The sequence below is a fragment of the Geotalea toluenoxydans JCM 15764 genome (assembly GCF_001311985.1).
Taxonomy (GTDB): domain Bacteria; phylum Desulfobacterota; class Desulfuromonadia; order Geobacterales; family Geobacteraceae; genus Geotalea; species Geotalea toluenoxydans.
Genome location: NZ_BBCJ01000043.1, coordinates 1 through 23338, shown reverse-complemented (window position 1 = coordinate 23338; position 23338 = coordinate 1). Strand labels below are relative to the sequence as shown.

31 protein-coding genes, 3 tRNA genes and 5 pseudogenes are annotated in these 23338 nt (G+C 50.4%); 17 read left to right on the top strand and 22 right to left on the bottom strand.

Translation table 11 applies throughout. The features are described 5' to 3' along the window. Window positions 1-611 precede the first annotated feature (611 nt). Both JCM15764_RS25365 and JCM15764_RS19760 read left to right on the top strand, forming a co-directional pair. Window positions 612-920 (top strand): YeeE/YedE thiosulfate transporter family protein, encoded by a 309-nt coding sequence (locus tag JCM15764_RS25365; RefSeq protein WP_243689464.1) that lies wholly within the window; start codon window positions 612-614, stop codon window positions 918-920. Continuing rightward, window positions 913-1473 (top strand): YeeE/YedE thiosulfate transporter family protein, encoded by a 561-nt coding sequence (locus JCM15764_RS19760; RefSeq protein WP_054698629.1) that lies wholly within the window; start codon window positions 913-915, stop codon window positions 1471-1473. Before JCM15764_RS25365 ends, JCM15764_RS19760 begins: the two co-directional genes overlap by 8 nt. Before the next feature lie 139 nt (window positions 1474-1612). Here JCM15764_RS19760 and JCM15764_RS19755 read toward each other — a convergent pair. The 3 genes from JCM15764_RS19755 to JCM15764_RS19745 form a co-directional block, all read right to left on the bottom strand. Further along, window positions 1613-1687 (bottom strand) — tRNA-Cys (locus tag JCM15764_RS19755). Window positions 1688-1794: 107 nt separating this feature from the next. Continuing rightward, on the bottom strand, window positions 1795-2388 hold the full coding sequence (pgsA, locus tag JCM15764_RS19750) for a CDP-diacylglycerol--glycerol-3-phosphate 3-phosphatidyltransferase (protein ID WP_054698627.1): 594 nt from the start codon (window positions 2386-2388) through the stop codon (window positions 1795-1797). A 10-nt stretch (window positions 2389-2398) separates the two neighbouring features. Further along, a complete protein-coding gene (locus tag JCM15764_RS19745) occupies window positions 2399-2977 on the bottom strand; it encodes a lytic transglycosylase domain-containing protein (RefSeq protein ID WP_054698625.1) in 579 nt (192 codons plus the stop codon). Window positions 2978-3189: 212 nt separating this feature from the next. On the opposite strand from JCM15764_RS19745, the pseudogene nadB reads away from it, so the two are divergent. The 3 genes and pseudogenes from nadB to JCM15764_RS19730 all read left to right on the top strand — a co-directional run bounded on the left by nadB (window position 3190) and on the right by JCM15764_RS19730 (window position 5307). Further along, window positions 3190-4783, top strand: a pseudogene (nadB, locus tag JCM15764_RS19740) (L-aspartate oxidase). 23 nt (window positions 4784-4806) lie between these two features. After that, window positions 4807-5104 (top strand): annotated as a pseudogene (locus tag JCM15764_RS19735) (chorismate mutase). Beyond that, entirely contained in the window at window positions 5098-5307 is a 210-nt protein-coding gene (locus JCM15764_RS19730; RefSeq protein WP_012647914.1) for a hypothetical protein, read from the top strand. Before JCM15764_RS19735 ends, JCM15764_RS19730 begins: the two are co-directional and overlap by 7 nt. Window positions 5308-5433: 126 nt before the next feature. On the opposite strand, the gene JCM15764_RS19725 is transcribed toward JCM15764_RS19730, so the two are convergent. Then, window positions 5434-5509 (bottom strand) — tRNA-Ala (locus JCM15764_RS19725). Between the two features lie 109 nt (window positions 5510-5618). Here JCM15764_RS19725 and JCM15764_RS19720 point away from each other — a divergent pair. From JCM15764_RS19720 to JCM15764_RS19710, 5 genes are all read left to right on the top strand, one after another. Next, window positions 5619-5704 (top strand) — tRNA-Leu (locus tag JCM15764_RS19720). A gap of 215 nt (window positions 5705-5919) precedes the next feature. Next, window positions 5920-6153: an Arm DNA-binding domain-containing protein gene (locus tag JCM15764_RS30450; protein WP_439645353.1), complete on the top strand. Its 234-nt coding sequence runs from the start codon at window positions 5920-5922 to the stop codon at window positions 6151-6153. 80 nt (window positions 6154-6233) lie between these two features. Beyond that, entirely contained in the window at window positions 6234-6857 is a 624-nt protein-coding gene (locus JCM15764_RS30445) for a tyrosine-type recombinase/integrase (protein ID WP_439645352.1), read from the top strand. Next, a complete protein-coding gene (locus JCM15764_RS30440; protein ID WP_439645351.1) occupies window positions 6854-7147 on the top strand; it encodes a tyrosine-type recombinase/integrase in 294 nt (97 codons plus the stop codon). Before JCM15764_RS30445 ends, JCM15764_RS30440 begins: the two co-directional genes overlap by 4 nt. 11 nt (window positions 7148-7158) lie before the next feature. Further along, entirely contained in the window at window positions 7159-7341 is a 183-nt protein-coding gene (locus tag JCM15764_RS19710) for a hypothetical protein (protein WP_054698623.1), read from the top strand. 86 nt (window positions 7342-7427) lie between these two features. Here JCM15764_RS19710 and JCM15764_RS19705 read toward each other — a convergent pair whose 3' ends face one another. The 11 genes and pseudogenes from JCM15764_RS19705 to JCM15764_RS19660 all read right to left on the bottom strand — a co-directional run bounded on the left by JCM15764_RS19705 (window position 7428) and on the right by JCM15764_RS19660 (window position 14968). After that, window positions 7428-7703: a hypothetical protein gene (locus JCM15764_RS19705; protein ID WP_054698621.1), complete on the bottom strand. Its 276-nt coding sequence runs from the start codon at window positions 7701-7703 to the stop codon at window positions 7428-7430. A gap of 136 nt (window positions 7704-7839) precedes the next feature. Then, on the bottom strand, window positions 7840-8190 hold the full coding sequence (locus JCM15764_RS19700) for a hypothetical protein (protein ID WP_054698619.1): 351 nt from the start codon (window positions 8188-8190) through the stop codon (window positions 7840-7842). Window positions 8191-8202: 12 nt separating this feature from the next. After that, window positions 8203-8871, bottom strand: coding sequence for a hypothetical protein (locus JCM15764_RS19695; protein ID WP_243689463.1), 669 nt, complete (start codon window positions 8869-8871; stop codon window positions 8203-8205). A gap of 728 nt (window positions 8872-9599) precedes the next feature. Next, window positions 9600-9950: a hypothetical protein gene (locus JCM15764_RS19690; protein WP_054698615.1), complete on the bottom strand. Its 351-nt coding sequence runs from the start codon at window positions 9948-9950 to the stop codon at window positions 9600-9602. A gap of 229 nt (window positions 9951-10179) precedes the next feature. Beyond that, window positions 10180-10407 (bottom strand): hypothetical protein, encoded by a 228-nt coding sequence (locus JCM15764_RS25360; protein WP_243689462.1) that lies wholly within the window; start codon window positions 10405-10407, stop codon window positions 10180-10182. Window positions 10408-10506: 99 nt separating this feature from the next. Continuing rightward, window positions 10507-12650 (bottom strand): annotated as a pseudogene (locus JCM15764_RS19685) (DUF3987 domain-containing protein); the annotation flags it as partial. Window positions 12651-12727: 77 nt separating this feature from the next. After that, a complete protein-coding gene (locus JCM15764_RS19680) occupies window positions 12728-12994 on the bottom strand; it encodes a hypothetical protein (protein WP_054698612.1) in 267 nt (88 codons plus the stop codon). A gap of 637 nt (window positions 12995-13631) precedes the next feature. After that, window positions 13632-14129 (bottom strand): hypothetical protein, encoded by a 498-nt coding sequence (locus tag JCM15764_RS19670; RefSeq protein WP_054698608.1) that lies wholly within the window; start codon window positions 14127-14129, stop codon window positions 13632-13634. A gap of 81 nt (window positions 14130-14210) precedes the next feature. Next, window positions 14211-14444: a hypothetical protein gene (locus JCM15764_RS25355; RefSeq protein WP_243689461.1), complete on the bottom strand. Its 234-nt coding sequence runs from the start codon at window positions 14442-14444 to the stop codon at window positions 14211-14213. Next, window positions 14419-14760 (bottom strand): hypothetical protein, encoded by a 342-nt coding sequence (locus JCM15764_RS19665; RefSeq protein ID WP_054698606.1) that lies wholly within the window; start codon window positions 14758-14760, stop codon window positions 14419-14421. Before JCM15764_RS19665 ends, JCM15764_RS25355 begins: the two co-directional genes overlap by 26 nt. Then, window positions 14753-14968, bottom strand: coding sequence for a hypothetical protein (locus JCM15764_RS19660; protein WP_054698603.1), 216 nt, complete (start codon window positions 14966-14968; stop codon window positions 14753-14755). Before JCM15764_RS19660 ends, JCM15764_RS19665 begins: the two co-directional genes overlap by 8 nt. 382 nt (window positions 14969-15350) lie before the next feature. Here JCM15764_RS19660 and JCM15764_RS30435 point away from each other — a divergent pair. Continuing rightward, a pseudogene (locus JCM15764_RS30435) lies at window positions 15351-15611 on the top strand (recombinase family protein); the annotation flags it as partial. 116 nt (window positions 15612-15727) lie between these two features. After that, window positions 15728-15811: a helix-turn-helix domain-containing protein gene (locus JCM15764_RS30430; protein ID WP_439645354.1), complete on the top strand. Its 84-nt coding sequence runs from the start codon at window positions 15728-15730 to the stop codon at window positions 15809-15811. A gap of 148 nt (window positions 15812-15959) precedes the next feature. Here JCM15764_RS30430 and JCM15764_RS19650 read toward each other — a convergent pair whose 3' ends face one another. After that, complete coding sequence (locus JCM15764_RS19650; protein WP_054698601.1) at window positions 15960-16334, bottom strand: hypothetical protein; 375 nt, start codon at window positions 16332-16334, stop codon at window positions 15960-15962. A 159-nt stretch (window positions 16335-16493) separates the two neighbouring features. Between JCM15764_RS19650 and JCM15764_RS19645 the strand changes: the two genes are divergently transcribed. Then, complete coding sequence (locus JCM15764_RS19645; protein WP_243689460.1) at window positions 16494-17102, top strand: hypothetical protein; 609 nt, start codon at window positions 16494-16496, stop codon at window positions 17100-17102. Window positions 17103-17392: 290 nt separating this feature from the next. Here JCM15764_RS19645 and JCM15764_RS19640 read toward each other — a convergent pair whose 3' ends face one another. The 6 genes from JCM15764_RS19640 to JCM15764_RS19615 form a co-directional block, all read right to left on the bottom strand. After that, complete coding sequence (locus tag JCM15764_RS19640) at window positions 17393-17821, bottom strand: hypothetical protein (RefSeq protein WP_054698597.1); 429 nt, start codon at window positions 17819-17821, stop codon at window positions 17393-17395. Further along, window positions 17785-18432: an AsmA family protein gene (locus JCM15764_RS19635; protein ID WP_054698595.1), complete on the bottom strand. Its 648-nt coding sequence runs from the start codon at window positions 18430-18432 to the stop codon at window positions 17785-17787. The genes JCM15764_RS19640 and JCM15764_RS19635 overlap by 37 nt, the downstream gene beginning before the upstream one ends. 8 nt (window positions 18433-18440) lie before the next feature. Then, entirely contained in the window at window positions 18441-18806 is a 366-nt protein-coding gene (locus JCM15764_RS19630) for a hypothetical protein (protein WP_054698585.1), read from the bottom strand. Between the two features lie 2 nt (window positions 18807-18808). After that, window positions 18809-19147, bottom strand: coding sequence for a DUF748 domain-containing protein (locus JCM15764_RS19625; protein ID WP_243689459.1), 339 nt, complete (start codon window positions 19145-19147; stop codon window positions 18809-18811). Further along, window positions 19101-19361 (bottom strand): hypothetical protein, encoded by a 261-nt coding sequence (locus JCM15764_RS19620; RefSeq protein ID WP_054698577.1) that lies wholly within the window; start codon window positions 19359-19361, stop codon window positions 19101-19103. Before JCM15764_RS19620 ends, JCM15764_RS19625 begins: the two co-directional genes overlap by 47 nt. A 128-nt stretch (window positions 19362-19489) precedes the next feature. Continuing rightward, window positions 19490-20647: a glycosyltransferase gene (locus JCM15764_RS19615; protein ID WP_243689458.1), complete on the bottom strand. Its 1158-nt coding sequence runs from the start codon at window positions 20645-20647 to the stop codon at window positions 19490-19492. A gap of 314 nt (window positions 20648-20961) precedes the next feature. On the opposite strand from JCM15764_RS19615, the gene JCM15764_RS19610 reads away from it, so the two are divergent. The 4 genes and pseudogenes from JCM15764_RS19610 to JCM15764_RS19595 all read left to right on the top strand — a co-directional run. Further along, on the top strand, window positions 20962-21576 hold the full coding sequence (locus tag JCM15764_RS19610; protein WP_054698576.1) for a hypothetical protein: 615 nt from the start codon (window positions 20962-20964) through the stop codon (window positions 21574-21576). A 208-nt stretch (window positions 21577-21784) separates the two neighbouring features. Further along, a complete protein-coding gene (locus JCM15764_RS19605; RefSeq protein ID WP_012647918.1) occupies window positions 21785-21991 on the top strand; it encodes a GSU3473 family protein in 207 nt (68 codons plus the stop codon). 278 nt (window positions 21992-22269) lie between these two features. Next, a pseudogene (htpX, locus tag JCM15764_RS19600) lies at window positions 22270-23126 on the top strand (zinc metalloprotease HtpX). Between the two features lies 1 nt (window position 23127). Further along, window positions 23128-23338 (top strand): PGPGW domain-containing protein (locus JCM15764_RS19595; RefSeq protein WP_243689457.1); only part of this gene is annotated, 211 nt, incomplete at its 3' end.

Genomic DNA, 23338 nt, shown 5'->3' with positions numbered 1-23338 from the left:
TTTGTTTTTTTTAAGGTTGTACATTTATTCGCTCGATTTTTGGCTGGTTATCTGCACCAACCGGCTAGCCCGGCAAATCCTGCACCGAAAAAACAGTCCCTTTAACTCTACCACGCAAAGTGCTACCACAATAGGCCAATGTGCCACCGCCACCCTTGACCCAAGACGCCTGACGTCAATTTCACCGATGGGCCGGGAGAGGAACGTATAAACACTGGCCCCTTCGCTAATAATAGGCCCTGTACCTGATATTGCCAATCGATGACTCACCCTAATGTGGAAAACTTTGGGACAAAGCATATGGAAGCCAAAGGGCCCTTTGGCATTGGACATTTTTGATATACTTGATTTATCAAGCTTGAGGAGGAGGTGCCTATGAATCTTCTCAGAAGAAAAGCCTGGTCCCCCTATTTGGTCGGAGCGGCGATCGGTGTGCTGAGTTGGTTCAGCTTTGCGACCGCCGACAGGCAAATCGGCATAACCACGGCATTCGAGTATACCGCAGCCTCGCGGGAAAAGCGGCTGTTCCAGGTTATGCTGAAACGAACCCTTATTTTGCGGAAAAAGCACGGGAGAACAAGTCGCCGAAGGTCGACTGGGAGTGGATGCTAGTGGTGGGCGTGTTTCTTGGCGCCTTTGCCGGCTCCAAGCTCTCAGGCGACCGGAGCCCGGAGCGAGTGCCGCCACTTTGGCGCTGGCGCTTTGGCGACAGTCCGATACGTAGATACATCGGGGCATTCGGCGGCGGTTTCATCATGATGCTGGGAGCACGCATCGCCCAGGGGTGCACCAGCGGCCACGGCATCAGCGGAGCGCTGCAGCTTGCCCTCTCCAGCTGGATGTTCGCGCCGCTCATTTTTGCCGTGGCCGTTGGAACCGCCTTCCTCATCTACGGAAAGGAGGGACGCAATCATGTTTGACGAACCGTCGAAGCTTCTCCTAGGACTGGTGACGGGTATCCTTTTCGGGGTGCTGCTGCAGAAGGGGCAGGTGGCCAAGTTCCAGGTCATCCTGGGGCAGCTGTTACTGAAGGACTGGACCGTATTCAAGATCATGGGGACCGCCATTGCCGTGGGTACCATCGGGGTCAACATTCTGGTCGCTGCGGGAATCGCCTCGCTCCACATTCAGACCGCATCCGTCGCGCGGGTCGTCATCGGCGGCACCCTCTTCGGAATCGGGATGGCGGTCTTCGGGCTCTGCCCGGGGACTAGCGTCGCAGCCAGCGGCGAAGGGCGCCGTGATGCAATGGTGGGCGTTATTGGCATGCTGTGCGGCGCAGGCGCCTATGTTGCGCTTTTCCCGAAGCTCCAGCCGCTGTTCAAATCAATGCCGGACTTCGGGAAGGTAACGCTGCCACAGTTCACCCAGAGTTCGACCGGGGGGTGGGCTCTCGGGGTTGCTGTCGTGCTTGGTGCCGTTGTGTTCCTGCTCCACAAGCGAACGGATATGAAATCCCGTGGAACAGCCTGACGATCAACTGCTTTGAGGCCGCGTCGTAGACCGACTCGGGGGGCTGCCTTGTACCGCTGGACCAGCTCGCAAGATGTTCCCATGAATGTTCCACGAATAGAAAAAGGATCAGCCTGAATAGCTAACCCCTTGTTATTATTGGAGGCGGCGAGCGGATTTGAACCGCTGAATAAAGGTTTTGCAGACCTCTGCCTTACCACTTGGCTACGCCGCCGTATTTGGTGTGGACCGGTAAAGCAAGAACGTCTTATACATGGTTTTGATCACAGTGTCAACGAATAAATCAGATCTCTGTCATGGAAGATGTTCGGAATAAAACCCTCATTTAGCAATTACCCGGGAGAATTTCGCCAAATAGTCCACACCTGACCAAATGGTTATGATGGTGGCAATCCAGAGATAAAACATGCCGATATTGTGCATGTTGACCGTCAGGATCGGCAGGTCTATGGCGAAAAACCAACGGTAGTCATAATGGAGCAGCAGCCCCAGAATGGCAACGATCTGAAAAATTGTTTTGAATTTGCCAAGATTGCTTGCCGGAATTACAAGCCCTTCGGTTGATGCGACACCTCGCAGGCCGGTAATGATTATTTCACGCCCAAGAATGACAAGCACCATCCAGGCCGGCACCCGGTTGTAGGGAAGCAGCATGATCAGCGCCGCCATGACGATGAGTTTGTCGGCGATGGGATCGAGAAACTTGCCGAAGACCGTTTCGATACCCATGCGCCGTGCCAGGTAGCCGTCAAGCCAGTCGGTGATCGAGGCAATGGCGAAAAGCGCAGCGGCCCAGAAACCGGCCTCTCTGGAAGGAGAGAGCAGCAGTATCACCAGAAGTGGTATGGCAGCTATGCGGAGTAGGGTCAAAATGTTCGGCAGGTTAAGGATGGAGTCTTTTGCAGTGGTGGGCATGTGGAAACCTTTATTCGTAATTCTTTTTATAATTTAGTACCTTTGTCACGTAATTGCGTGTTTCCTGGTAGGGAGGAATCCCTCCATACTTTGCCACCCTGTTCAGACCGGAATTATATGCTGCCAGGGCAAGGGCTTCGTCCCCTTTAAAGGTATCCAGGAGAAATCGCAAATATTTTACTCCACCCCGGATATTGTCGGCGGGATCGAAGGAATTGGCAACTTTCAATCCCTGGGCGGTCTTAGGCATGAGCTGCATCAATCCCTGGGCACCCTTGGAGGAGACAGCCGTGGGATTATAGCCAGATTCAGCATGAATCACCGCTTTTACCAACGCCTTGTCCACGCCATATTTAATTGAGCATTCGTTGATGATAGGTTCGAACTCCTCTGGGTTCCGGGCGCAGCCGGCCAGCCTGAAAGTCGTGCGCAACCGTTTGTCCTTCTTCAGATCCCGCATGAAGATCTTGAAACGCTTATCGGTGGGGGCATCGGTGAAGTGAAGAACCCCTTCATCATCCTCATATTTGTAGATATCTGCAAAACCGGCATGGCTGTGGATGTGACAACCAGAAAGGCAACGACCCACAGTGACAGCTTGTTCATTTATTCCCACCCTCTTTTCACAAGCAGCTCAATTCATCATTAATGTTTATAGAACATAAGCAATGATAATTCAAGCATTAATCTGCCGACGCTATCCGTTAACACCTTAAAATACCTTGACAAAATGGAAGTGGGGGTCAATAATCCTGTGGTTTTCGGCAAACACAGCACTGCCGGAACAGGGAGGAGATTAGCATGAAATTTGAAAATGATTTTCTGGTAATCGGCAGTGGCATTGCCGGTTTGTCCTTTGCCCTTCAGGCAGCGGCCCATGGCAAGGTCGCCATAGTCACCAAAAGGGACATATCGGAATCTGCTACCAATTATGCCCAAGGCGGTATCGCCACCGTATCTTCCAAGGATGATACCTTTGATGCCCATGTGGAAGACACGCTGGTTGCCGGTGCAGGCATCTGCCACGAGGATGTGGTAAGGATGGTTGTGGAAGAAGGCCCGGCGGTGATCAGCAGTCTTATCGACTGGGGGGTCAAATTCACCACCAGCGGCGATACCTATGACCTGACCCGTGAAGGGGGGCACAGCCAGAGGCGAATCCTTCACGCTGAGGATATAACCGGTCGCGAGATCCAGAGGCGCTGGTGGCTGCTGCCAGGGCCAATGAAAATATCACCATTTATGAAAACCATATCGGCATCGATCTGATCACTGAATCGAAGATCCTGCGCAAGCGGATCAAACCCAATCGCTGCATCGGCGCCCATGTCCTGGATATAGCCAGCGGCCAGGTGAAAACTTTCAAGGCAAAGATCACTCTTTTGGCAACTGGCGGTGCCGGCAAGGTATATCTTTATACCTGCAACCCCGATGTGGCAACAGGAGACGGTGTCGCCATGGCCTATCGCGCCGGTGCGACCATAGCCAATATGGAGTTCATGCAGTTCCATCCCACTACCCTCTACCATCCCAATGCAAAATCATTCCTCATTTCAGAAGCTGTCAGGGGTGAAGGCGCCATTCTTCGCCGTCGTGACGGCACAGCTTCATGGAGAAATACCACCATCTGAAGGATCTGGCGCCACGGGATATCGTGGCACGTGCCATTGACAACGAGATGAAAACCTATGGGGATGACTGTGTATTTCTCGACATCACCCACAAGGACCCGGAGTATGTCAGGAACCGTTTCCCCAATATCTACCAGACCTGCCTCGAATACGGGTTGGATATGACCAAGGAGGGGCTGCCGGTGGTGCCGGCCGCTCATTATCTCTGCGGAGGTGTTGCCGTTGATACCAACGCTGAAACCGACATCCAGCACCTCTATGCCATTGGTGAAGTGGCATTTACTGGTTTGCACGGCGCCAACCGTCTGGCCAGTAATTCTCTTCTCGAAGCTGCTGTCTATGCGGGCCGTGCCTATGCCCATGCCGTGCAGCAGCTGAAAGCCCATGACTTCCGGTTTCCAGAGATCCCCGTCTGGGATTCCGGCACTGCCACCAACAGCGACGAGATGGTGGTCGTCTCCCAGAACTGGGACGAAATCCGCCGCTTCATGTGGAACTATGTGGGCATAGTGCGGTCCGACAAACGTCTGGAAAGGGCCATGCACCGGATCAAACTGATCCAGGAAGAAATTGAAGACTACTACTGGAACTTCATTGTAACTTCTGATCTCATCGAATTGCGCAACATTGCCACGGTCGCTGAACTGATCGTCAGATGTGCCCGGCAGCGCAAGGAATCCAGGGGGCTGCATTACAACATCGATTATGCCGACCGGGACGATATCCACTGGAAAAAAGACACCTTCGTCAAAAAGCAATTCTGAAAGTCTTATGCTCGGGGAGCTCTATGCAGATAGATGATTACAGGGAAAAAATTGACCAGTTGGACAACGAACTGCTGCGGATATTCAATGAACGGGCCGGTCTGGCCCTGAAGATCGGTGAGATCAAAAAAGGGCTTGCCCTCCCCGTCTATGATCCTCCCGAGAGAAAAAGATCTTCCAGCGCATGAAAGCAGAAAACCCCGGACCTTTGGACGATCAGCCATTGTCAGGCTGTTCGAGAGGGTAATAGACGAATCGCGCCGTCTGGAAAGGCTGATGACGCGGCAACAGATTCTGTCCGAGGAGAATGATCGATGCTGATAATCATGAAGAAAAGTGCAGATGAATCGGCCCAGGTTCACATCAAGGAGTATTTGATCAACAGGAACTTCGACATCCACCAGTCAACCGGCGCAAACCGCGTCATCATCGGCGTAATAGGCGATACCGAAAAACTGGAACCGGCCGATCTGGAGGCGATGCCGGGAGTACTGCAGGTAATCAGGATCAACAAGGAAGAATGATTCAGTGACTGTTAAAACGGCTAAGTCATGGGTAGCAAAGGGCTGATGGATACCATCGCCCCTTTTAATTTGCTTGCCTGGATAAACGAAAAGGGCCTACGTTTGCACGTAAACCCTCTGGTTTTTTGGTGGAGCTGAACAGGATCGAACTGTCGACCTCTTGAATGCCATTCAAGCGCTCTCCCAACTGAGCTACAGCCCCATTCAAGAATCCCTTTTATAGCAAACCGGTCTTCAGGTGTCAATCTTTTTTTTCAATTTTTATGCTTGACCGTCATGCACTCATTGGCTATAATCCACGAACAATTTCTGCCGGAGTGGTGAAATTGGTAGACGCACTGGACTCAAAATCCAGCGGGAGCAATCCCATGCCGGTTCGACCCCGCCTCCGGCACCATAAAATAATCCAAGGAAGTACGCGACAGTTTGAAAGGCCCTGAGAAATCAGGGCCTTTTCTTTTTGCGTTGTCCATTAGTGTCCTTTTGGGTATATTGAAATCCATCATTTTTGGGTATAGTGGTAGGTGTAGACATACCCTTGTTGGAACCTCATATACCCAAACAAGGAGGGAAGCCATGCCTAAGCAAATTGTGCCCCTTTCGGACGTGCAGGTGAAGAACGCAAAGCCACAGGAAAAGGATTCCACATTATTTGATGGTGGTGGCATGTACCTCCTTATTGGACGAAAGAAGTTTGACAAGGAAGGTAAAGCTTTACCAGTATCAAAGCTGTGGCGGATGAAGTACAGATTTGCCGGAAAAGAGAAGCTTCTTGCTCTTGGTATCTACCCGGCTGTCACCCTTGCAGATGCTCGGCAACGCGGGATGAGGCAAAGAGGCTTTTAGCCAACGGCATCGATCCTGGCGAGTATAAGAAATCACAAAAAGACGCAAGGAATGAGCTTGCCGCTAATTCTTTTCAACTGGTGGCCCTTGAGTGGCACACAAAATACAAGGCCACCTGGTCGCAAGTTCATGCTGCCACCATTCTTGATCGATTGGAAAAAGAGGTTTTCCCATATTTAAGATCAAGACCGGTGTCTGAGATCAAGGCGCCTGAATTGCTTGTCGTTCTTCGTCGGATGGAATCACGGGGAGCATTGGACACGGCACACCGGGTAAGAAATCACTGCAGCAATGCCTTCCGTTATGCCATAGCTACCGGCAAAGCTGAACGTGACCCGGCTGCGGATTTGCGGGGAGCATTGCCACCTGTGAAATATGGGCACATGGCGGCACCGACCGACCCGAAAGACGTTGCACCTCTTCTGAAAGCCATAGATGGTTTTCAAGGCTCATTCGTCGTCAAGTGTGCCCTGCAACTTGCCCCCCTGCTTTTTGTTCGTCCAGGGGAACTCCGGCACGCGGAATGGACCGAAATTGATTTTGAAGCCGAAGAATGGAATATCCCCGGCGAGAAGATGAAAATGAAGCAACCGCACCTGGTTCCTCTCCCTCTGCAGGCTGTTGCTATTCTAAAAGCTTTGCACCCGATTACCGGGCACAGCAAGTACGTGTTTCCCTGCACCGTTCGCCCCTTCGCTGCATGAGCGAAAACGCTGTCAATGCAGGATTGAGACGCCTGGGATTTGAAAAGGCTGAGATTACAGGGCATGGTTTTAGGGCAATGGCGCGGACGATCCTTGATGAAGTGTTGCAGGTCCGCCCTGACTTCATAGAGCACCAGCTAGCCCATGCAGTAAAGGACCCCAACGGGCGCGCCTACAACCGGACGGCGCACCTTGCCGAGCGCCGCAAGATGATGCAGACATGGGCGGATTATTTGGATGGGCTGAAGGCAGGGGCGAAGGTTCTACCTTTTAAAAGTAAGTCAGCATAGGGGATGAAACTATGGAAGCTAAAGAAGAGTTTTGGGTGTGGCTAGGACAGCGACTTGACAAAAAGCGCGCGGAACTTGGAAAAGATTCGACGGGGGGTGCTTCATGGCGCGGTACGTTGAAAACAGAACTCCTAGAAGCCGAGGTTATAGCAGATCGTTTTGCCAAGCTTTTTGGATATGATGTTGGAAGATGACCCACGGGCGCAAAGTGGTGAAGCAAATGATTGAATTTATTTCCGCATAAAGGGGTGTCCCCTCCGTCGTTTAGATATTCTCACCATTACTTGATTGACTGCCAAAACTCGGCCATATCCGCGGTTGCTATTTCCCTTGCCACGCTTTGAGCGCGGTTCATTGCCTGCACCCTCTGCAGATATGGTAGATCCGCCGACAGGTCTTCGGTCATCTCCCTCACTATGTCCGCTTCCTGGTGGCTGAAGGTTGCCTGTGCCTCCTGCAGCACTTCGTCCAATATTCCCTCTTCCTGCATGCGTTTCAGCTCTAACGGATTCTTGTCCTGGATCAGCGTTTTCGACATTTCCGCATAATTGGGCATTGTTTCCTCCGGCGTTTAAATATTCTCACAATTACTTGTACTACTTGTCCGCCAGAATGAAAAGGGTTATGCCCCTGCAAGAAGACTGAAAAAAGAAAAAACCGGCTCACCTTTTCCCGAGGCGGCCGGTTCTCCTTTACTGCATCCGATGGACCTCCTTGACAATATCATCAGGGTAAGCCCGCGCCACTTCATCAAGCAGGAATTGCATATCCTCTATGGCCAGTCCGGTGACGCTTGCGAGCTCTTCAGTGGTATGCACCATAAAGCCTTCTCCGTCGCAGTGGGTAGGTTTTGGAAGCAGTTCACTGAACTGAGCAACCAAGGCATGAAGTCCCGGCCGCATCCTTTCTTTCAATTCCTCCGGGGCATGCCGGTGGCATTGGATTACCATCTGCAACCCTCTCGGGGTGGCTCTTTCCTCTGGTGACATAGACTTTAAAGATTTCATGGCACCTATCCATTCCTTGCTGATTCCTTTCTTCATGGTACTCCCCCCTTATTTTTTCTCGGATATCACCGTTACGGCGTTATTTGAAAGACTCTGCATCATGCCTGTTGTGGCGGCTATCAGGTTTTGCGAAGCAGCGATTTTAACGTTATTGGCCTGCTCTGCCTGCTGTACCTGCGCTTTGCCTTTTTCCAAAAGGATGTTCGCCTCAATCTGCCATTTCTGCCGCAGGCTCTCTTGATAACTCAGTTCCAGGTTGCCGTTTACATTCTGCACCTCCATGTTTGCCATGATGCCCTTGAGCGTCCCTTCAAACTCGGAAACGTAGGCGTCCTGCTCAGTCCTGAATTTCTCGATAATCAACCGCGCATTGTCCAGGTGCAGTGCAGAAAACTTAATAGCAAAGTCCGCGTGCAACTGCTCAATGGAAATACCGGCCTGAATGGAAGCTTGCACATTCTTTTGTGCCAGGTCGGCCATGATCCTGACTATTTCCCGGTTCAGGTCCGCCTTTGCATTCTGGTAGGTGGTGATCGCTTCCCGCTGCAGCGCCTTGGTCATGGAAGTGGGATAGCGGCAACCTTTCGCCCCGGTCCTCGCCCCGGCCATGTCCATAGCATCCCGCAAGGTCTGCAGGTCTCGCTCTCTCCCCTGGTTGAAAATGGCATCCTGCACCGCCTGTTCAATCCCGACGCCGCCGGTCTCAATGTATTCCATAAGCTTCTTCTGCAGGGTGTCCAGGTCGCAGCCTGCCAAATGTGGGAGCGGTATTTTTCCAGCTTATCGCTGGAGAGGTCCAGGCTGAGGGTTGATTTCTTCAACTCCGGCAGGTCGGCAAGGGTAATGGTCCCCGCCCGCTGTGGCTCAAAGGCCGGTGTTGATGAAAAGTTGTACCACGACAGATAAGGCAACGCGGCGATACTCTCCATGCGCTGCATGGCTTCCTGTACTTCGGCCTGCAACTCCTTCACCTTGGCATAAATATCGTTGGATAGTTCTTGAGGGGTCATGCTTCTTCTCCTTTATTGTAGTGGCTTTTGTACCTTTTGTACCCTGCCCCCAGGTGGCTGTTTTTCTGGTTAGCAGGGCTTTTGTACCATTGGTCTGAACTTCTGTTGAATGCTTAGGTGCAAAATTGTTAAATAGAATTGATAACTTACAGCGTTAAAATATCTTTTGTACCTTTTGTGCCTTTTGTACCCGTCTTAGCTATGATGTATCCATGTAGCCGTTCCCTCCCTTGCTAAACTTTTCCGAATCACCTTCAATCTTGCCCGCCAGTATTGCCGTCACCCGATAACTGGCTGATTTCGTCGCCTTTTGTCTCCGTTTTGTGTATTTCGTAGCTAATATAATAATAATGATTTTTACTTTCAATATTTATATATATTCGTGACCGTAATCCCTTATTTGCGTTGGGTTTTGCAGGGTTTTTCACGATTATTTTAACTACCGGCTGCACGTCTCCAGGCAGAAACGCATTCCTGATACAGCTGCCCGGTCCGGTTGATCGCTTGTTGAACCTGAGTCCGGTGCTGCCGCTCGAAAGCCGCGTCAATCTCACGTAAAGACTGCATCAGTTGTCGCCACTTGTCGTTCAGGTTCTGCTGTACCCACTGCCAACAATCACCGCCAGGGTTATGCTGCCTCATCTTCGCAATAAGGGTGTCAATCGATCTCCGATACTCTTCAGCATCGAATGACGCTTTCATATAAGTACCTTGGCGGTCCTTTTCCTCATTCCTGCAATTTGCCGCTGACGATGAACCGGGCAACTTCGTTTCTCTCCATCCCATTTCCCTATCTCCCTACCGGGTACAAAAGGTACAAATGGTACAAAAGCCTTTTTTACCCTGTAACCCAGTGATTTTACACATGCTCTTTTGTACCCTGCATTTGTACAAAAGCCCTGCCCGATGGGACAAAAGCCCTTTTCTGTACCTTCCCCCCTTCCCTGTGGTCAGGTACAAAAGGTACGAAAGGTACAAAAGAGGGAAGGAAAAATTGCCCTTCCCTCACAAATTGCTACCCTGCTTTTACCTGGGCCGCGTTAAGTATTGCCGGGTTCACGGCGTACAACACCGCCGGTCTACCACCGCTGTTCCGCTTAAATGGCTCGCTGATAATATTCTTGTCGGTGAGTATCTTAAGTGCCTTTTCCAGACGGTCGATGGTCCGGAATTGGCGAATGCTCTTTATCGCCTCATTCTGCCGGAATGATTGTTTCCCGGTGGCGATGATCCAGCGAAGCACAATCTGCGCATCATTTTGCGCCGGCTCACTCCCCATGGTTTCAAAGGCTGTCCTGGCATGGCTGATAAGAATTTCACACAGGTCAAGTGCACGTTCGATGGTTTGAGCGTTGATGGTGGGAATTTCTGCTCCATGCTCCACCACATGAAACAATCCGGCAATACGAAGGCTGCGCCGGGGAGCTTGCTGGTCCAGTCCTGAAAGCTGTAAAATTCCCCATCCGGTCCCTGCTTGTCTTCGATGAATTGACTAAACTGGTGCCAGACTTCCAGGGCTTCGGTTGACAGAGTTAGTACACGGGCCTTTTCTTGCCCCTTGCTGTCAAGGTCCGGCTCTATGTCAAGCAGCTTCATGATTCCTGTGCGGTAGGCTTCCTTGACCTCTTTCGTTATCACCACCCGCTGTGTCACATCCCTGGTCCCTATTCTGCTTTTTGGCAGGCTGTAAAGGAAGCGCGCCAGGGTGCCATTTCCTCGGAAGCAGGTCTTATTGCCTTTTCCCAAGTCAGCAATAATTTCAGGTTGCACAGTAAGCCCGAAGGTCAAAGCCGGTTTGTGAAGCATGACAGTCCGCCCCTGACGATCCACGCGGACCGATGATCCGGCGTGCCCCTGAAGGAACACGTTAAGATTTGCCTTTCCACCGCTGTAAAGCCCCCCCATGACCTCAAACACCCCTGATTCATCAGATAAGAGCGCCATGCGCTCGCCATGATCTAGCAGAAGTGATTGCAGCCGTTCTGGAGTGGTGTCATCTGTCCAAAGACGCGGGGCTATCAATTCATCCGGCGTGTCTTCCTCAATTTCGGTGATTTCCTTAAGCAGATCGTCTCGCCCGGCTGCGCTGGTGTCGGCCTTGGCTGCACGCGCCTTTATCTGGTCAATAGCCTTCTGATTTATTTCCCGCTGGTGCTTGATCCGCTTTATGTCCGGTCTGAGTCTGGCAGCTTCCTCCTGCTCCCATTCGGTCAATGGCGCGGTGATAGCTGTCTTCACGGCGGTCTTTCTATTTCCAGGATCCAGGGCCGTCACGGTCCAAACATTTACCGGCTCACAATATTCATCACCGTATGGTGACACCTCAAAACGTTTGGCCAAGCAAGCAGCAACGGCAGCCAGGGCGAACATGACGGCAAGTCCCGGCGGGGTCTGGGTGGCATCAGAAACAGCCTGACAGAATTCCCCCAAGTATCCTGGTAGAAGGTGGGCCGGTATCTCCGGCGTGTCGATCTCCCCGAAAAGAAGGGGAGCATCCCAGGTATCACCGTGGGTACCCTCGGTTTCTGCCGACGATTCTTCTGACCTGGTTTCGGCTGGGGCCTTGTCTGCAGCCGTTTTTTCTACAGGGCTTTCAATTTTGGCGTTTAAGGGGCTATCGGGGACAGGGGCGGGTGTAGATATGGCCTGTGCTGCTTCGATGATCGCTTTAACCGCTTCCGGGCTTTCCTCGTTTGCTAAATCGTTGGCATCGGTTCCTTTTGATTCCGGGTTACTAAAAACAGGGACCGCCGATAGTGCATTGACTGCCTTGACCGCCTCGGTTGCTTTCGTTAAACCGGGGTTCCCGTCGGTGTGCCGGTCGTTGTCGGCAACGATGATCATTTGCAGGTCCGGGTACTTTTTCCGCAGTACCTCGGCCACAGGCTTCAGGTTACCGGCGGAAAAGGCGCAAGCAACGGCATGCCCGGTGACCTGGTGCAGAGTGCAACCTGTGGCCCATCCCTCACAGACGAGCAGCACACCGGAAGGTTTGCCGATGGCGTGGTAATTTCCGGTAATAGCTGTGCCGCTCTTAAAGGTCTTGCTCCCTGCACCGGTCACAAACTGCAGGCCATGAAGAACACCGTCAACATCCCGGACCGGAATCAGCAGCGATTCCTTCAACTGCCGGGCCCCATAGGGTTTGATGCCCTTTTTGACAAGGTAGGCGTGATTCGCTGCGACCGTGGGGCTTGCCGCATTCCACAACTCGGTTGATTTCTTTCGGCACTCTGCCTGCCTTCGTTGTAATTCCGCTTCCCTTACGGCTTTGGCGGCTTCGATGTTCCGCTTGTAGGTGGAGCTCTCTTCTGGGGTAAGGCTCCGATGTTCCTTCAATGACCATTTATTCCAAGCACCTTTACCGTCTTTTTTCCATGACCCAAAAACTATAGTTGGATTACCGTCTGGAAAGGCTTGATAATAGCCGTTTTTACTATTAGATTTATCACCTGGTAAAGCATAGCGGTGGTACTGGCCATCCATTATGATTTGCCCTGGATGTTCACACCCTGCAGCCTGCATGGCATCCCTGAACTGCTGTTCAATATCCTCGTTTCCATTCATGACAACACCTCGCTGCCACGCTTTTTCACCTGCTGTACTTGCCGGTAAAGCCACGTCCTATTTGCCGCCAGACGTTTAACCTCCAGAATTAGCCTACCTGCCGCATATTTCATTACCACGGACTGCACTACTTCATCCCCTGGAAAGATGAATTCAACAAGCTCTACACCCGGCATAATCGCCAAAGGCTTCCGATTGGTGGCGGTCATCAATGCCGCTGCCAGTTCAATGTCTGATGTTCTAAAGTCTTCGTGTCTTGTCATGATTGCCCCCTATTCCGCTGCCTGGATCAGGGCTTGTATACTCGACAGTTTCCAGTAGGAGCCTTTGCACGACCCAATTTTTAACGGAGATGGATATACCCCTTTTTGTATACCCGCGTACCACTGGCTGCGTGACATCGGCAAGTAACCGACAATCCCGCGCCGCCTGTCGCCAATAACATCCGGCAACCTCAACAGTCTTTCGTGTAGTTCAGCACTCATTCCCATCACTCCTTTTCTCCGAAGCAAGGCCATAAAAAAACGGCGCAAGCATACGGCGGTTATTAAAAACCATCGATACGCTCACGCCGTTAAGGAAAGGCCGTCCCTCCGAATGAGGGCGGAGAACCATAAGGGTAAGGGCTATGGTTGAGGGGATCCGGGCCTAGTTTCAGGGGCAGATTCTCAACCGCCTATGTGTACTACTGATTCAGTAAACCTCGATTCAGGTTATATTCGATTTCACCTTCACCTTCTTTGGGAAGGATCGTCTTTAAAACTTGTGCAATCATCTTACGATTAACATTGACAGATGGGGGCGTAAACGATGACTCACCATGCTTTTTTATCTTTATGTGCCTAATGCCCCTGTTCCGGTATTTGATTATAACTTTCCCGGTAAATCCATTCTCACCCGTTATGTCCCGGAAAGCTGCCGTAACAATGGCTTGCTCCGAAGCAGCATATGAATGCTGCCTATTCTTCTGTCGAGTATCTCTTCAATGCTCATTTGCTTGTGCATTTTGCTGCGCAGCCGGTTCGCCATGCCTTGATTGTGCAGCCTTTCCTTTTCGGCTGTTTCCCATTGCGGATACCAGTCTAAAAAGGAGCCTCCCTGATCCTTATTGTGAAAAGTAACATCAATCATCCCTGCGGGGGCAATGGTGATTTTAATGCCACCCACAAAATTGCCATCAAACCCGGTAAGCGCATGAACAAGCGGCAAGGCATACGCTTTATTTACAAGCTTGTCACCCTTTACCGGCGGAACGCTTTTGTGAATCTTACCATTATAAATGTCCAGCACGATTTCCCCCTGATAATCCCCCGGCAGGTGCCAAAGAGGATGCAAAGAGTCAAAGAGAATTATCTGTATAAGTTCCAAAGGTGTGTTTTTACAGCCCAGTTTATCCATGGTGATTCTGTGGTAAAACAACATAACTCGGAAGTCAAATTAATTTTTAAACGGATAATAGACGGCAGCGGTTAAACCTACTTATTTACATCTGCTGCACGTCGTCTGCTGATTTTTGCCATGCTCGCATACCAGCTTAACCACCTGGGCAGTTGTGGTATCGAGCCGAGTGAGGGCAAGCGACACAGCGGCAGTACAACGGTCTATTTGTGTACGCGAAGGCTCAACCGAATAAGCCAACTCGTCATGCACCATTTCAAGCACCTCAGCAACTTCCACAAGATCAACCTCAAGCCTGCTCCACTTTTTTTCCACAATTCCCCCTATAGCTATTCGCTGCAATTTTATGCTGCTTTTCCCTGGTTCCATGCGAAGGATTCATGTCAGTACCTAAATAGAGGGTATCCGCTGGTAAACGCCCAGCGGTCAAGTCTTCCAGTCCATCACAGATACCTCTCAGGATCGCCCAGACACCGCGCAACTCTTCATCATCATGCTCTTCGGCTTTGTCATGCACCACAGACCGGAGTAGATACAGCTGTAGCACCACGTTTTTCAGCTCCTCAGTGATGCCGTGATATTCCATCACTTGTCTGGTCTTTGCCCACCTCTCAAGCAATACGTCACTCATTGTTTTTCCTCCTTCTGATCCGGATAAAAGGTTTTTTCACTGTGAAAATAGTTGTCCCCATGTCCTCAAGCATCCAAGAGAATGCCTCAACCTGTTCCCGTGACAAGATGAACTTGCCGAATCCATTAGGGGGAAGTTTGTTGATCTCTTCCCGCAGGAAATCGGCGTAGGTCTCTGCCTTTGTCAATTCCAATGACATATCTTCCATATGCACCTCCTATACATTTTTGTAAGAAACTACTTCAACAAAATGCTAATGTCAAAATAAAAATCCTTGTAACATATTGTATTTAAAAGCTTTTGTTCGGGATAATCACGAACAGGTAGAATCACATTTTGCTGCATGTGGAAAAGTGTCAAATTTAGGTATACCCTTGGTTAACAGTACTAAACGTGCTAGAAAGTGTCAGTTTTAAATTATAAATAAAATTACTTGACACTTTTATTTTTAAGTCTTAGAGTCTATTTTGACAGTTCAGTAAAAGTCAGGGGGCATATATGAAAGGGCAGAGAATTGGATATGTGAGGGTTTCCAGTGTAGATCAGAACACCGACAGGCAGCTTGACGGAGTACAGTAGATAAGACGTTTCTGGAAAAGGTTTCAGGAAAGGACACAAACCGCCCAGAACTAGCGGCCCTGCTGCAGTTTGTTCGTGAAGGCGATACGGTAATAGTTCACAGCCTTGACCGCCTGGCACGCAATCTTGACGACCTGAGAAAAATCGTCAAAGGCCTCACCGGCAGAGGCATTGCCGTTCAATTCATCAAGGAAAATCTCACATTCACCGGCGAAGATTCCCCCATGTCAAACCTGCTGCTCTCGGTAATGGGAGCTTTCGCAGAATTCGAGAGGGCACTGATCAAAGAACGCCAGATGGAAGGAATAGCAATTGCCAAACAGGCCGGCGCCTACAAGGGGAGAAAGCGCGCAATGACCGATGAGCGGATAGCAGAGATAAAGCCAGGGTGGCCAACAATGAAAAGAAAGCGAAGATCGCCCGTGATATGGGCATTAGCAGAGAAACCCTGTATCAGTATCTTGCTGAGTAGTGCGCGGCGGTTAATTTTCTGGGGTACTTGGGGGGTATCTGCCTAAGCTACCAACTGCAGCCCCCTTTATTTAAAAGAGGTTAGTAGATCAACTGGCCTCTATAAGAAGCATTGCAGGGCATCTAAAGAAAGAGTTTCTGCCTTTTGTCTATTTAAAAGCGCCATCAAAGTAGCCCTTGTATTCCCTATACACCGCCATAAGAATCACCCGCACATCTTCGTGGTCCGAGAGAAAATATGTCTGAGAAAGGGAATCTCCTGCCCGCAATAAACCCGCCTTAGCGCCTTTTTCAATCGAGATGTCTGGTCCACTAGCCTTATGATGAAAATGCTTGAGATTGTTGCACAAGTCTTTAATGTTTTTGTAATCAGTGCTGTTCCACAACCGATAGTAAAAACGCTGTGTGCGAGTGCCGTCCTTGAATTTTGCTGCGGGTTCCCTACCATGAGCTTCTGGACATATCCATTCAAGAAGATGATTAAAGCAGGTGAGCACATCCCAAAGTCCATGAATCAGGATCATTGAAAAACTGCAAGTAGTCGTGCGCTGCTTTTTGATAAAGATCCTCAGCATTATTCATATCGAAATGGCCACAGTTTTTTTTCATAATCCTCGATCCTGTCTTTTACAAAACTTTGCCGGCTCGTCTGCCTTTTTTTAAAGACTTCCTGAACTCCCACGGTGGCTGCGGGTTACTTTTTTGCCATAAGCCGCTCCCTTTTCTCTAAATTCATGCCTGGTAAGGTCTTTGCTAATTCTTTCATAGTTGGGCAAGATAAGCCTGCTTTCCACAGAGACCCCTTTTTTTCGTCTTTGAAATGGAAAGGTGAACTGATATTATCTGCAGCCGTGAGAAAAATTTTTAACAAGGAGGCAGAAATGTCAGTATACGAAGAGTTGCGTGAAAAAAGAGCTGCGACGGACACAGCCATAAAAACTGCAATCGATATGTTTGAAGAGAACTTCCCACGCGAATTTGCAAAGTATCTATCATGTGATGAGCAGGCAATAAGTCTCGAACTAAGCCAACCTGAGGTTGCAGGCAATAGCATATTTTTCAAGGTCAACGCATCTATTAATCTGCATGGGGATAACGGGGTGGACTATGACCTTGATCTACCTTCTTTCCGGATCAAATACAAAAAAAGGCGTGGTGCTGACTTTATATCAATGATCGGCCAAACTGACAGAGAATATGCATTGTCTGGAGGGTCAGAATCATTTTTCTCATCTCTAGTATTCATGGCTGCATCTCAACATTTTGTCAATCTTGATCAACTAGAGGAATAAATTATGGGGTAAAATTGGGAGTACCAGTAAAGGTTTCCATCACGTTACACATCATACTTTCCGTCAAATATAAAATGGCTAATTAGGATATTGGTTTCCCATGTGCCCATCCGATGTGCTAGATTGGAAGGAAAGAATGGGTATATCTTTAGGTATATCGGTGCTTTTGCTCTTGGTTAAATGTTTAGATATTAGTGGTTTGTACCGTTAATATGACCCCGGCCTCCGCACCATTTTCAACAAAGCTAAAAAGCCCTGTAACCCAGGGCTTTTCTTTTTGATAAGCCGCACTATTTTCCCAAAATTCCCCGCAGCCCCTTCTCCAGAAGCTCCTTTTCCGGGCGCTGTGGTTCACCTTCCTTTTTCTTCAGAAGTTTCTCCTGAATGGTCTGCTCAAGCTTCTCCCTCCCTTTCTGCTTCAATTGCTGGCGGACACCGGAGACGTCGATTTGGAACCGAGGAGCGGAAAAGGTTCCCTTGACCTTGAGGGGCAGGATTCCCCATCCTTTTTCATCGGTAATCATCTTGCCCAGTTCACCTCTCGTTATCCTGCTGGTCAGTTGAGGTGCAAGGCGCGTTTCCAGGGACAGATCGAGACTTGAATCGAGTCCGGCGGTTCCTTTCGGTGTGATATGGACATCACGACCGGTGATGTTGCTATCGACAATCACTTTGCCGTTGACTATCTTGAAACTGCCGGCGAATTTTTCGAACTGCACAACCCGCAACTGTTCGAGGTCCAGGAACTGTGCCAGACTCTGAACCAGTCCTGATCCGTTAGTTTGCCTTGCGAGATATTGTAGGTGCCCTGACCATTGATGTTTTTCTTTATAGCCGCAGTTTGGGTTCCCTTGCCTGCCAGTTGTGCATTAAGGGAAAGGGTGCCGAAAACAGTTCCCGCAGCTTTAGGGGCAAAGGCGGCAACCAGTGAATCCGCCTTGACACCTTGAATTGCCAGGGTTGTTGAATAGGTAAAACCCTTTTGTCCAAGATCGACTCGCGCCGTTTCGCTGAAAGAGCCGCCAGCAACCTTGCCTTTCAGTTCATCGATATTCAGGATGTTGTCAGCCAGCCTGTATCTGAGGACCAGCCCGGTAACCGGCAACCCCTTGTAAGATGTCTGCCCCAGTTGGAACGTGCCGGTGGCTCGAACCGGAATTTTCAGCGGGCCGGGTTCTGGTTTCTCCCCTTCAGCAGCAGTTGCTTTTTTGCTCTTTTTCAAAAAGGGTTCCAGGTCAAAGCGTTCAGCACTAACGGAACTGGTGACGGACAATGGCTTGCCAAGCAGATTTGAGACGGTGAATTTTATATCCAGCTTGTTGGTGCCCATGGCTAATGTCAGGTCTTGGAGGAAAGTTGACTCCCCTTCAGCACAAGTAATCCTGATAGTGATGGCCGTTGTCCGGAGGTTGTGAAAGCGACATTGTTAAGTTTCACCTCCCCCTCCTTAAGCAGTTCTTTCGGCGCCGAAACAGGCCCTGCCAAGTGTAATCGTACATTTACCGCACCCGAAGGATCAAGGGCTCTGATCTTTGCCGTCAGCTGCGGAGGGAGTCCGGCGGCCAGCTTCTTGATATCGGCCTCCTTGATGGTGATGATGACATCGATTGCCGGTTTCTTCCCCACATCGGCAGCTTTTCCATCCATCTCCATGGATGCACCAGGCACCGTGGCCTTTACCCTTAAGGGAAACTGCTTATCCATGGCTATGTCGCTGGCATCAACTTCAACGCCCGTGATATCGTAGATAAACGCTGATCTGCCTTGCTCCGATCTTCGTAGTGGACCGCACCTTTGAGCAATGCCACTCGGGATATCAGCAGATTGATGCCCTCTTTTGTCGGTTGTGGCGCGGGAGCGGGTTCTTTTTTTGCCATTAGATCGGAATAGTTGAAAGTGCCGTCGGGCAAACGGATCACCCTGATTTTAGGCGTATCGAGCACCACCTGGTCCACCACCACCCTTCCCGTCAATAAGGGCCAGAACCGGTATTTCAGCTTAACCTGTTCGGCCTGTACGAAGGGATCCGCTCCTGTTTTTTCCATTACGGTCAGCTTCTTCAGGACAATTCCGGAAAAAAATACTGACACTGATGTCCCCCAGCTGAACCTGGCGCTGCAGCTTCTTTTCGGCCAAGGGCAACACGGTCTTCCTGACCCCTTCGGGGGTGACTAGCAATTTTACCAGGACGGCAACAACCAGGAACAGCACGGCAATGGCCGCAAAGATAATACCTGTGATCTTGAGAGTTTTTTTCACGACGATCTCCCTTTCCCGTTATCTGGCGAAGGCTGAAGAGTATCAGACAACCAGTGGCTTTTGAAATTGTAGCAGTTCCCCCGATTATTTCAGTGACCGGCAGGGCCGGAGACAGGGTTCCTGCCAAACTAAGATATAAGGCTGAAGTTGCTCCGAAAGGATGAAAAAAGATCCAGGTACTGCTCCACCAGGCGGGAAAGCAGGAAATTTTTCAATACACTGTCCCGTGCCCTCCTTCCCATCTCCTCGCGCAACCGATCATCCTTCAAAAGCTGGACTATGCGCGCTGCAGCCTCCTCAGGTGACGAGACAAGGAAGCCGTTTATGTTATCGTCAATCTGGTGCGGAATGCCACCTACCCTGCCACCGATGACGGGAGTTCCTTTCAGCATTGCCTCAGCTACAGTCAAACCGAATCCCTCTCTCAACGATTTCTGCAAGACAACAGCTGCCCTCCTCTGCAGTGCATTCACCAGTGCCGAGTCCTGGGAACTGAGAATCAGCAGGCGCTCTTCCTGGCATTTGAGTAAAGATTCGTATATCTGTGCCCCCTCGGGATCGTCGGTGGCCATGCTGCCAAGGAGGACCAGGGTGCATGGCACCTCCTTTCTCGCAATCCTGAATGCCTGAATCACACCTTCGGGGTCTTTCCAGCGGTCGAACCTGGATATCTGTACAAGTATGGGCAGGTCCACCGGAATGTTGTAATGGCTGAGACGCTCGTCGATTTCAGGATCGCTCAACTCCCGGTTCTTCTGGGAAAACGGGTCAATGGCCGGCATGAAGAAAACCTGTGGCGTATTCAGCTTTTGCCGGTATTCAGGCAAGGACATGATTACCGCATCGTACATCTGAATGTAATCCTGCAGATATTCCCACAATTGGGGATGGGGATCATGCAATTGCAGGTGGCAGCGCCATATCCAGGGGCCACGCTTCCGATTATGGGCCACGATCGGCAAAGGCTGTGGATCATGGACGACCACCATATCATGATTTAGATGCATCCTGATGGCGTTTTCGTGGATTACCTCTTCAAACACCTGGACTTTTCTCCGGGTGAAGTGGTAATCGCTCCCTTGCAGGGCATTGTGCATCTTCTTGGTAATGGCAAAGAAGTCGGGCGAACCGGAAATTACACGCCAGCCGGTTTTGATGCCCAGACTGTTCATCAGGAGCGTGAGGGAAGAGAGGATTTCCGAGACGCCTCCTCCATAAAAGGTGGAATTTATGTGGACGATGTGCAGGTCGTTCAGGCGATGGGCCTTGCTGAGAATTCGATCCACGCTTCACTGCCGATCAATGGTTCATAATTGTGTATGTTCGCAATTTTGTGAAACTCCATGATCATCCCCCTGGATATGGGCAGCAATATCTACCTATAAGTATAGAGGGGGAATTTACGACTGCATCACTATCTTATAAGCGGCCGAAAAGACAGCCAAATTCACATTAAGTACGCCGGTTGCAGATGCCCGTATGCGCCAGATACATCAAATAAAGTGCACAACTTGAAAATGTCCCTGGGCATCCTTTCGTTTTGTTGTTATTCTGATACCATTTCCTAATGGAAAATCGATGTTATGCCAGGAGGGCTTTGATGAAAAGGTTAATGTTGTTTGCATTGGTGGCAGGACTTTTCCTTGCCCTGCTCGGTTGTGGCGACAGTAATCGCACTGAACCGCAGGTATTTGTCACGGATATACTAAGTAATAAGGCATTCGACGGGGATATTGAAGTCACCCAAACAAGTACCATCTTCACGCAGGGAGCCGATACAATATTTGTCGGTATTGATCCAGTTTCACTTTCGGAATCCCGTGCATTTCTCGATTTTTCTTTATCTACAGTACCCTCTAATGCAGTTATAAACTCTGCAACACTCAGCATTTTCATCAACAGCATTGAATTTCGGGGTGCTCTTGGCGCAGTTCCCATTCGCATAGACCTGATTTCCTATGACCCGGCCCGACTGGTTGAAAGTGATTTTTTTCGTACTCCTGCCCTGTCAACCACTATTCAACCGCCAATCGGCCCTGCCGATGTACAAAATGATGTGACCGTCGACATCACACCTTTGATCATCGAGGCGCAACGCCTTGGTCTGCCCGCTCTCCAGCTTCGGCTAGTCGCAGAGAACCTTAGTACTGCTGCAGGGCTCGTGGCTATTGACGAAAGGTCCTTTGCTCCATTACTCACGGTAGAATATTTCTGACCCTATAGCTCCAGCTTTTTGCCAGAAAGAAAATCCACCACCATCCCGGTCGTTCCAGTGCAGCTGTGGCACCATGAACAAGTTTCTGAATGCATTCAGTGTAAAATTGTTCCCTTTAAAAAAGACACGATTTCTATTCTTGCATCCAAAAAAAGATTATGTATAATTATAAACATTTAATTTTAAGCCATTGATCCGGGGGGGACACATGGCCAGGATGGTAAACGTAATTTTCATTGACGGGGCCATTGAACCGGTTCCGCCATCCCTGCTCAAGGAACTGATAAGCTTGAGGGAGATAAGGGCTTTCGAGAGGACAGAAGGCTGGGTATATATCGGCCAGGCCCCTATCAGGAGAAAGCTTAAACCTATCAAAGGGCCTGGCCAGCGTTCCTACGACATATATCTGGAATGACGAAACTTGCACCACCCACTCCTGCCGATTCATTACAATGATGGAAAAAAATGTCAAACCAGTTGACAAACCCCAGTCGAATGATTATCCTTCAACCAAGCAATAAAGGGGAGTAGTTATCGGCCACCGAAAAGGCCGACCCGGATTCCGTCAATACGGCCACGAGCGGAACCGGGGCAGATTTCTGTCAACAAGACCTTTATCCAGGGCATTCAAGCCGGGGGTAAAGGTCTTTTTTATTACCCCCGGCGATAAACCACATCGTCGGAGGTAAAACGATGAATCGACTCAAAACGACCCTTCTCCTCTCCCTTCTCACCGTGCTGATGGTGCTGATGGGCAGCGCCATCGGCGGCAAGACCGGAATGGTCTTCGCCTTCTTCATGGCTGTCGCATGAATTTCTTCTCCTACTGGTTTTCCGACAAGATTGTCCTGAAAATGTATGGCGCCCGGGAAATCGGCGAGCATGACCATCCTGCATTTTATGGGCTGGTCCGCAGGTTGGCGCTCCAGGCAGGGCTTCCCATGCCGCGGGTCTATATCGTCCCGTCGGAGAGCCCCAACGCCTTTGCCACCGGGCGAAATCCTTCCCATGCTGCCGTAGCCGCGACAGAAGGCATTCTACGCATTCTTTCTCCCGATGAACTTGAAGGGGTCATGGCCCATGAGCTGGCCCATGTTCAGAACCGGGATATTCTCGTTTCTACCATTGCAGCAACCTTCGCCGGCGCCATTTCCATGATTGGCAACATGCTCCAATGGGGAGCAATCATGGGTGGCGGGCGAGGTGACGACGAAGAAGGCTCCGGAGGTCTCATGGGCTCGCTGGTAATGGCTATCATCGCTCCCATTGCCGCCATGCTGATCCAAATGGCTGTGTCCCGCTCGCGGGAATACCTGGCCGATGAAACCGGTGCCCGCATTTGCGGTCGCCCGCTGGCATTGGCCAACGCCCTGCGCAAGCTGCACAACGCTTCCCACATGATACCAATGCAAGAGGCGTCCCCGGCGTCGGCGCATCTTTTCATCGTCAACCCGCTTACCGGCGGCTCGCTGATGAATCTATTCTCCACCCATCCCCCCATGGAGGAACGTATAGCCAGACTGGAAGGACTGGCGAGGAACAGATGGTAGAATGGACCCTGAGGAATGTGAAGCGGCTGATAATAGCCGTCACCGGCTTTATCGTCATGGCAGTAGCATTGCCATGATAGTGCTCCCCGGCCCGGCGGTCATCGTCATCCCAATCGGGCTGGGGATACTGGCGACGGAATTTGTCTGGGCCAGAACGATCCTGAAACATGCCAAAGAGCGAATGGCCCGTTTTAGAAAAAAAGCCGAGATCA

Excerpts from the sequence above, each read along its gene's own strand:
- JCM15764_RS19760 (WP_054698629.1), top strand. The coding sequence starts at position 913 with ATGTTTGACGAACCGTCGAAGCTTCTCCTAGGACTGGTGACGGGTATC.
- pgsA (WP_054698627.1), bottom strand. The coding sequence starts at position 2,388 with ATGCCCACCACTGCAAAAGACTCCATCCTTAACCTGCCGAACATTTTG.
- JCM15764_RS19730 (WP_012647914.1), top strand. The coding sequence starts at position 5,098 with ATGCTGATAATCATGAAGAAAAGTGCAGATGAATCGGCCCAGGTTCAC.
- JCM15764_RS30440 (WP_439645351.1), top strand. The coding sequence starts at position 6,854 with ATGAGCGAAAACGCTGTCAATGCAGGATTGAGACGCCTGGGATTTGAA.
- JCM15764_RS19710 (WP_054698623.1), top strand. The coding sequence starts at position 7,159 with ATGGAAGCTAAAGAAGAGTTTTGGGTGTGGCTAGGACAGCGACTTGAC.
- JCM15764_RS19705 (WP_054698621.1), bottom strand. The coding sequence starts at position 7,703 with ATGCCCAATTATGCGGAAATGTCGAAAACGCTGATCCAGGACAAGAAT.
- JCM15764_RS19700 (WP_054698619.1), bottom strand. The coding sequence starts at position 8,190 with ATGAAGAAAGGAATCAGCAAGGAATGGATAGGTGCCATGAAATCTTTA.
- JCM15764_RS19695 (WP_243689463.1), bottom strand. The coding sequence starts at position 8,871 with ATGGAATACATTGAGACCGGCGGCGTCGGGATTGAACAGGCGGTGCAG.
- JCM15764_RS19690 (WP_054698615.1), bottom strand. The coding sequence starts at position 9,950 with ATGGGATGGAGAGAAACGAAGTTGCCCGGTTCATCGTCAGCGGCAAAT.
- JCM15764_RS19680 (WP_054698612.1), bottom strand. The coding sequence starts at position 12,994 with ATGACAAGACACGAAGACTTTAGAACATCAGACATTGAACTGGCAGCG.
- JCM15764_RS19670 (WP_054698608.1), bottom strand. The coding sequence starts at position 14,129 with ATGGATAAACTGGGCTGTAAAAACACACCTTTGGAACTTATACAGATA.
- JCM15764_RS19665 (WP_054698606.1), bottom strand. The coding sequence starts at position 14,760 with ATGAGTGACGTATTGCTTGAGAGGTGGGCAAAGACCAGACAAGTGATG.
- JCM15764_RS19660 (WP_054698603.1), bottom strand. The coding sequence starts at position 14,968 with ATGGAAGATATGTCATTGGAATTGACAAAGGCAGAGACCTACGCCGAT.
- JCM15764_RS19650 (WP_054698601.1), bottom strand. The coding sequence starts at position 16,334 with ATGATCCTGATTCATGGACTTTGGGATGTGCTCACCTGCTTTAATCAT.
- JCM15764_RS19635 (WP_054698595.1), bottom strand. The coding sequence starts at position 18,432 with ATGGGCACCAACAAGCTGGATATAAAATTCACCGTCTCAAATCTGCTT.
- JCM15764_RS19630 (WP_054698585.1), bottom strand. The coding sequence starts at position 18,806 with ATGGATAAGCAGTTTCCCTTAAGGGTAAAGGCCACGGTGCCTGGTGCA.
- JCM15764_RS19625 (WP_243689459.1), bottom strand. The coding sequence starts at position 19,147 with ATGGAAAAAACAGGAGCGGATCCCTTCGTACAGGCCGAACAGGTTAAG.
- JCM15764_RS19610 (WP_054698576.1), top strand. The coding sequence starts at position 20,962 with ATGAAAAGGTTAATGTTGTTTGCATTGGTGGCAGGACTTTTCCTTGCC.
- JCM15764_RS19605 (WP_012647918.1), top strand. The coding sequence starts at position 21,785 with ATGGCCAGGATGGTAAACGTAATTTTCATTGACGGGGCCATTGAACCG.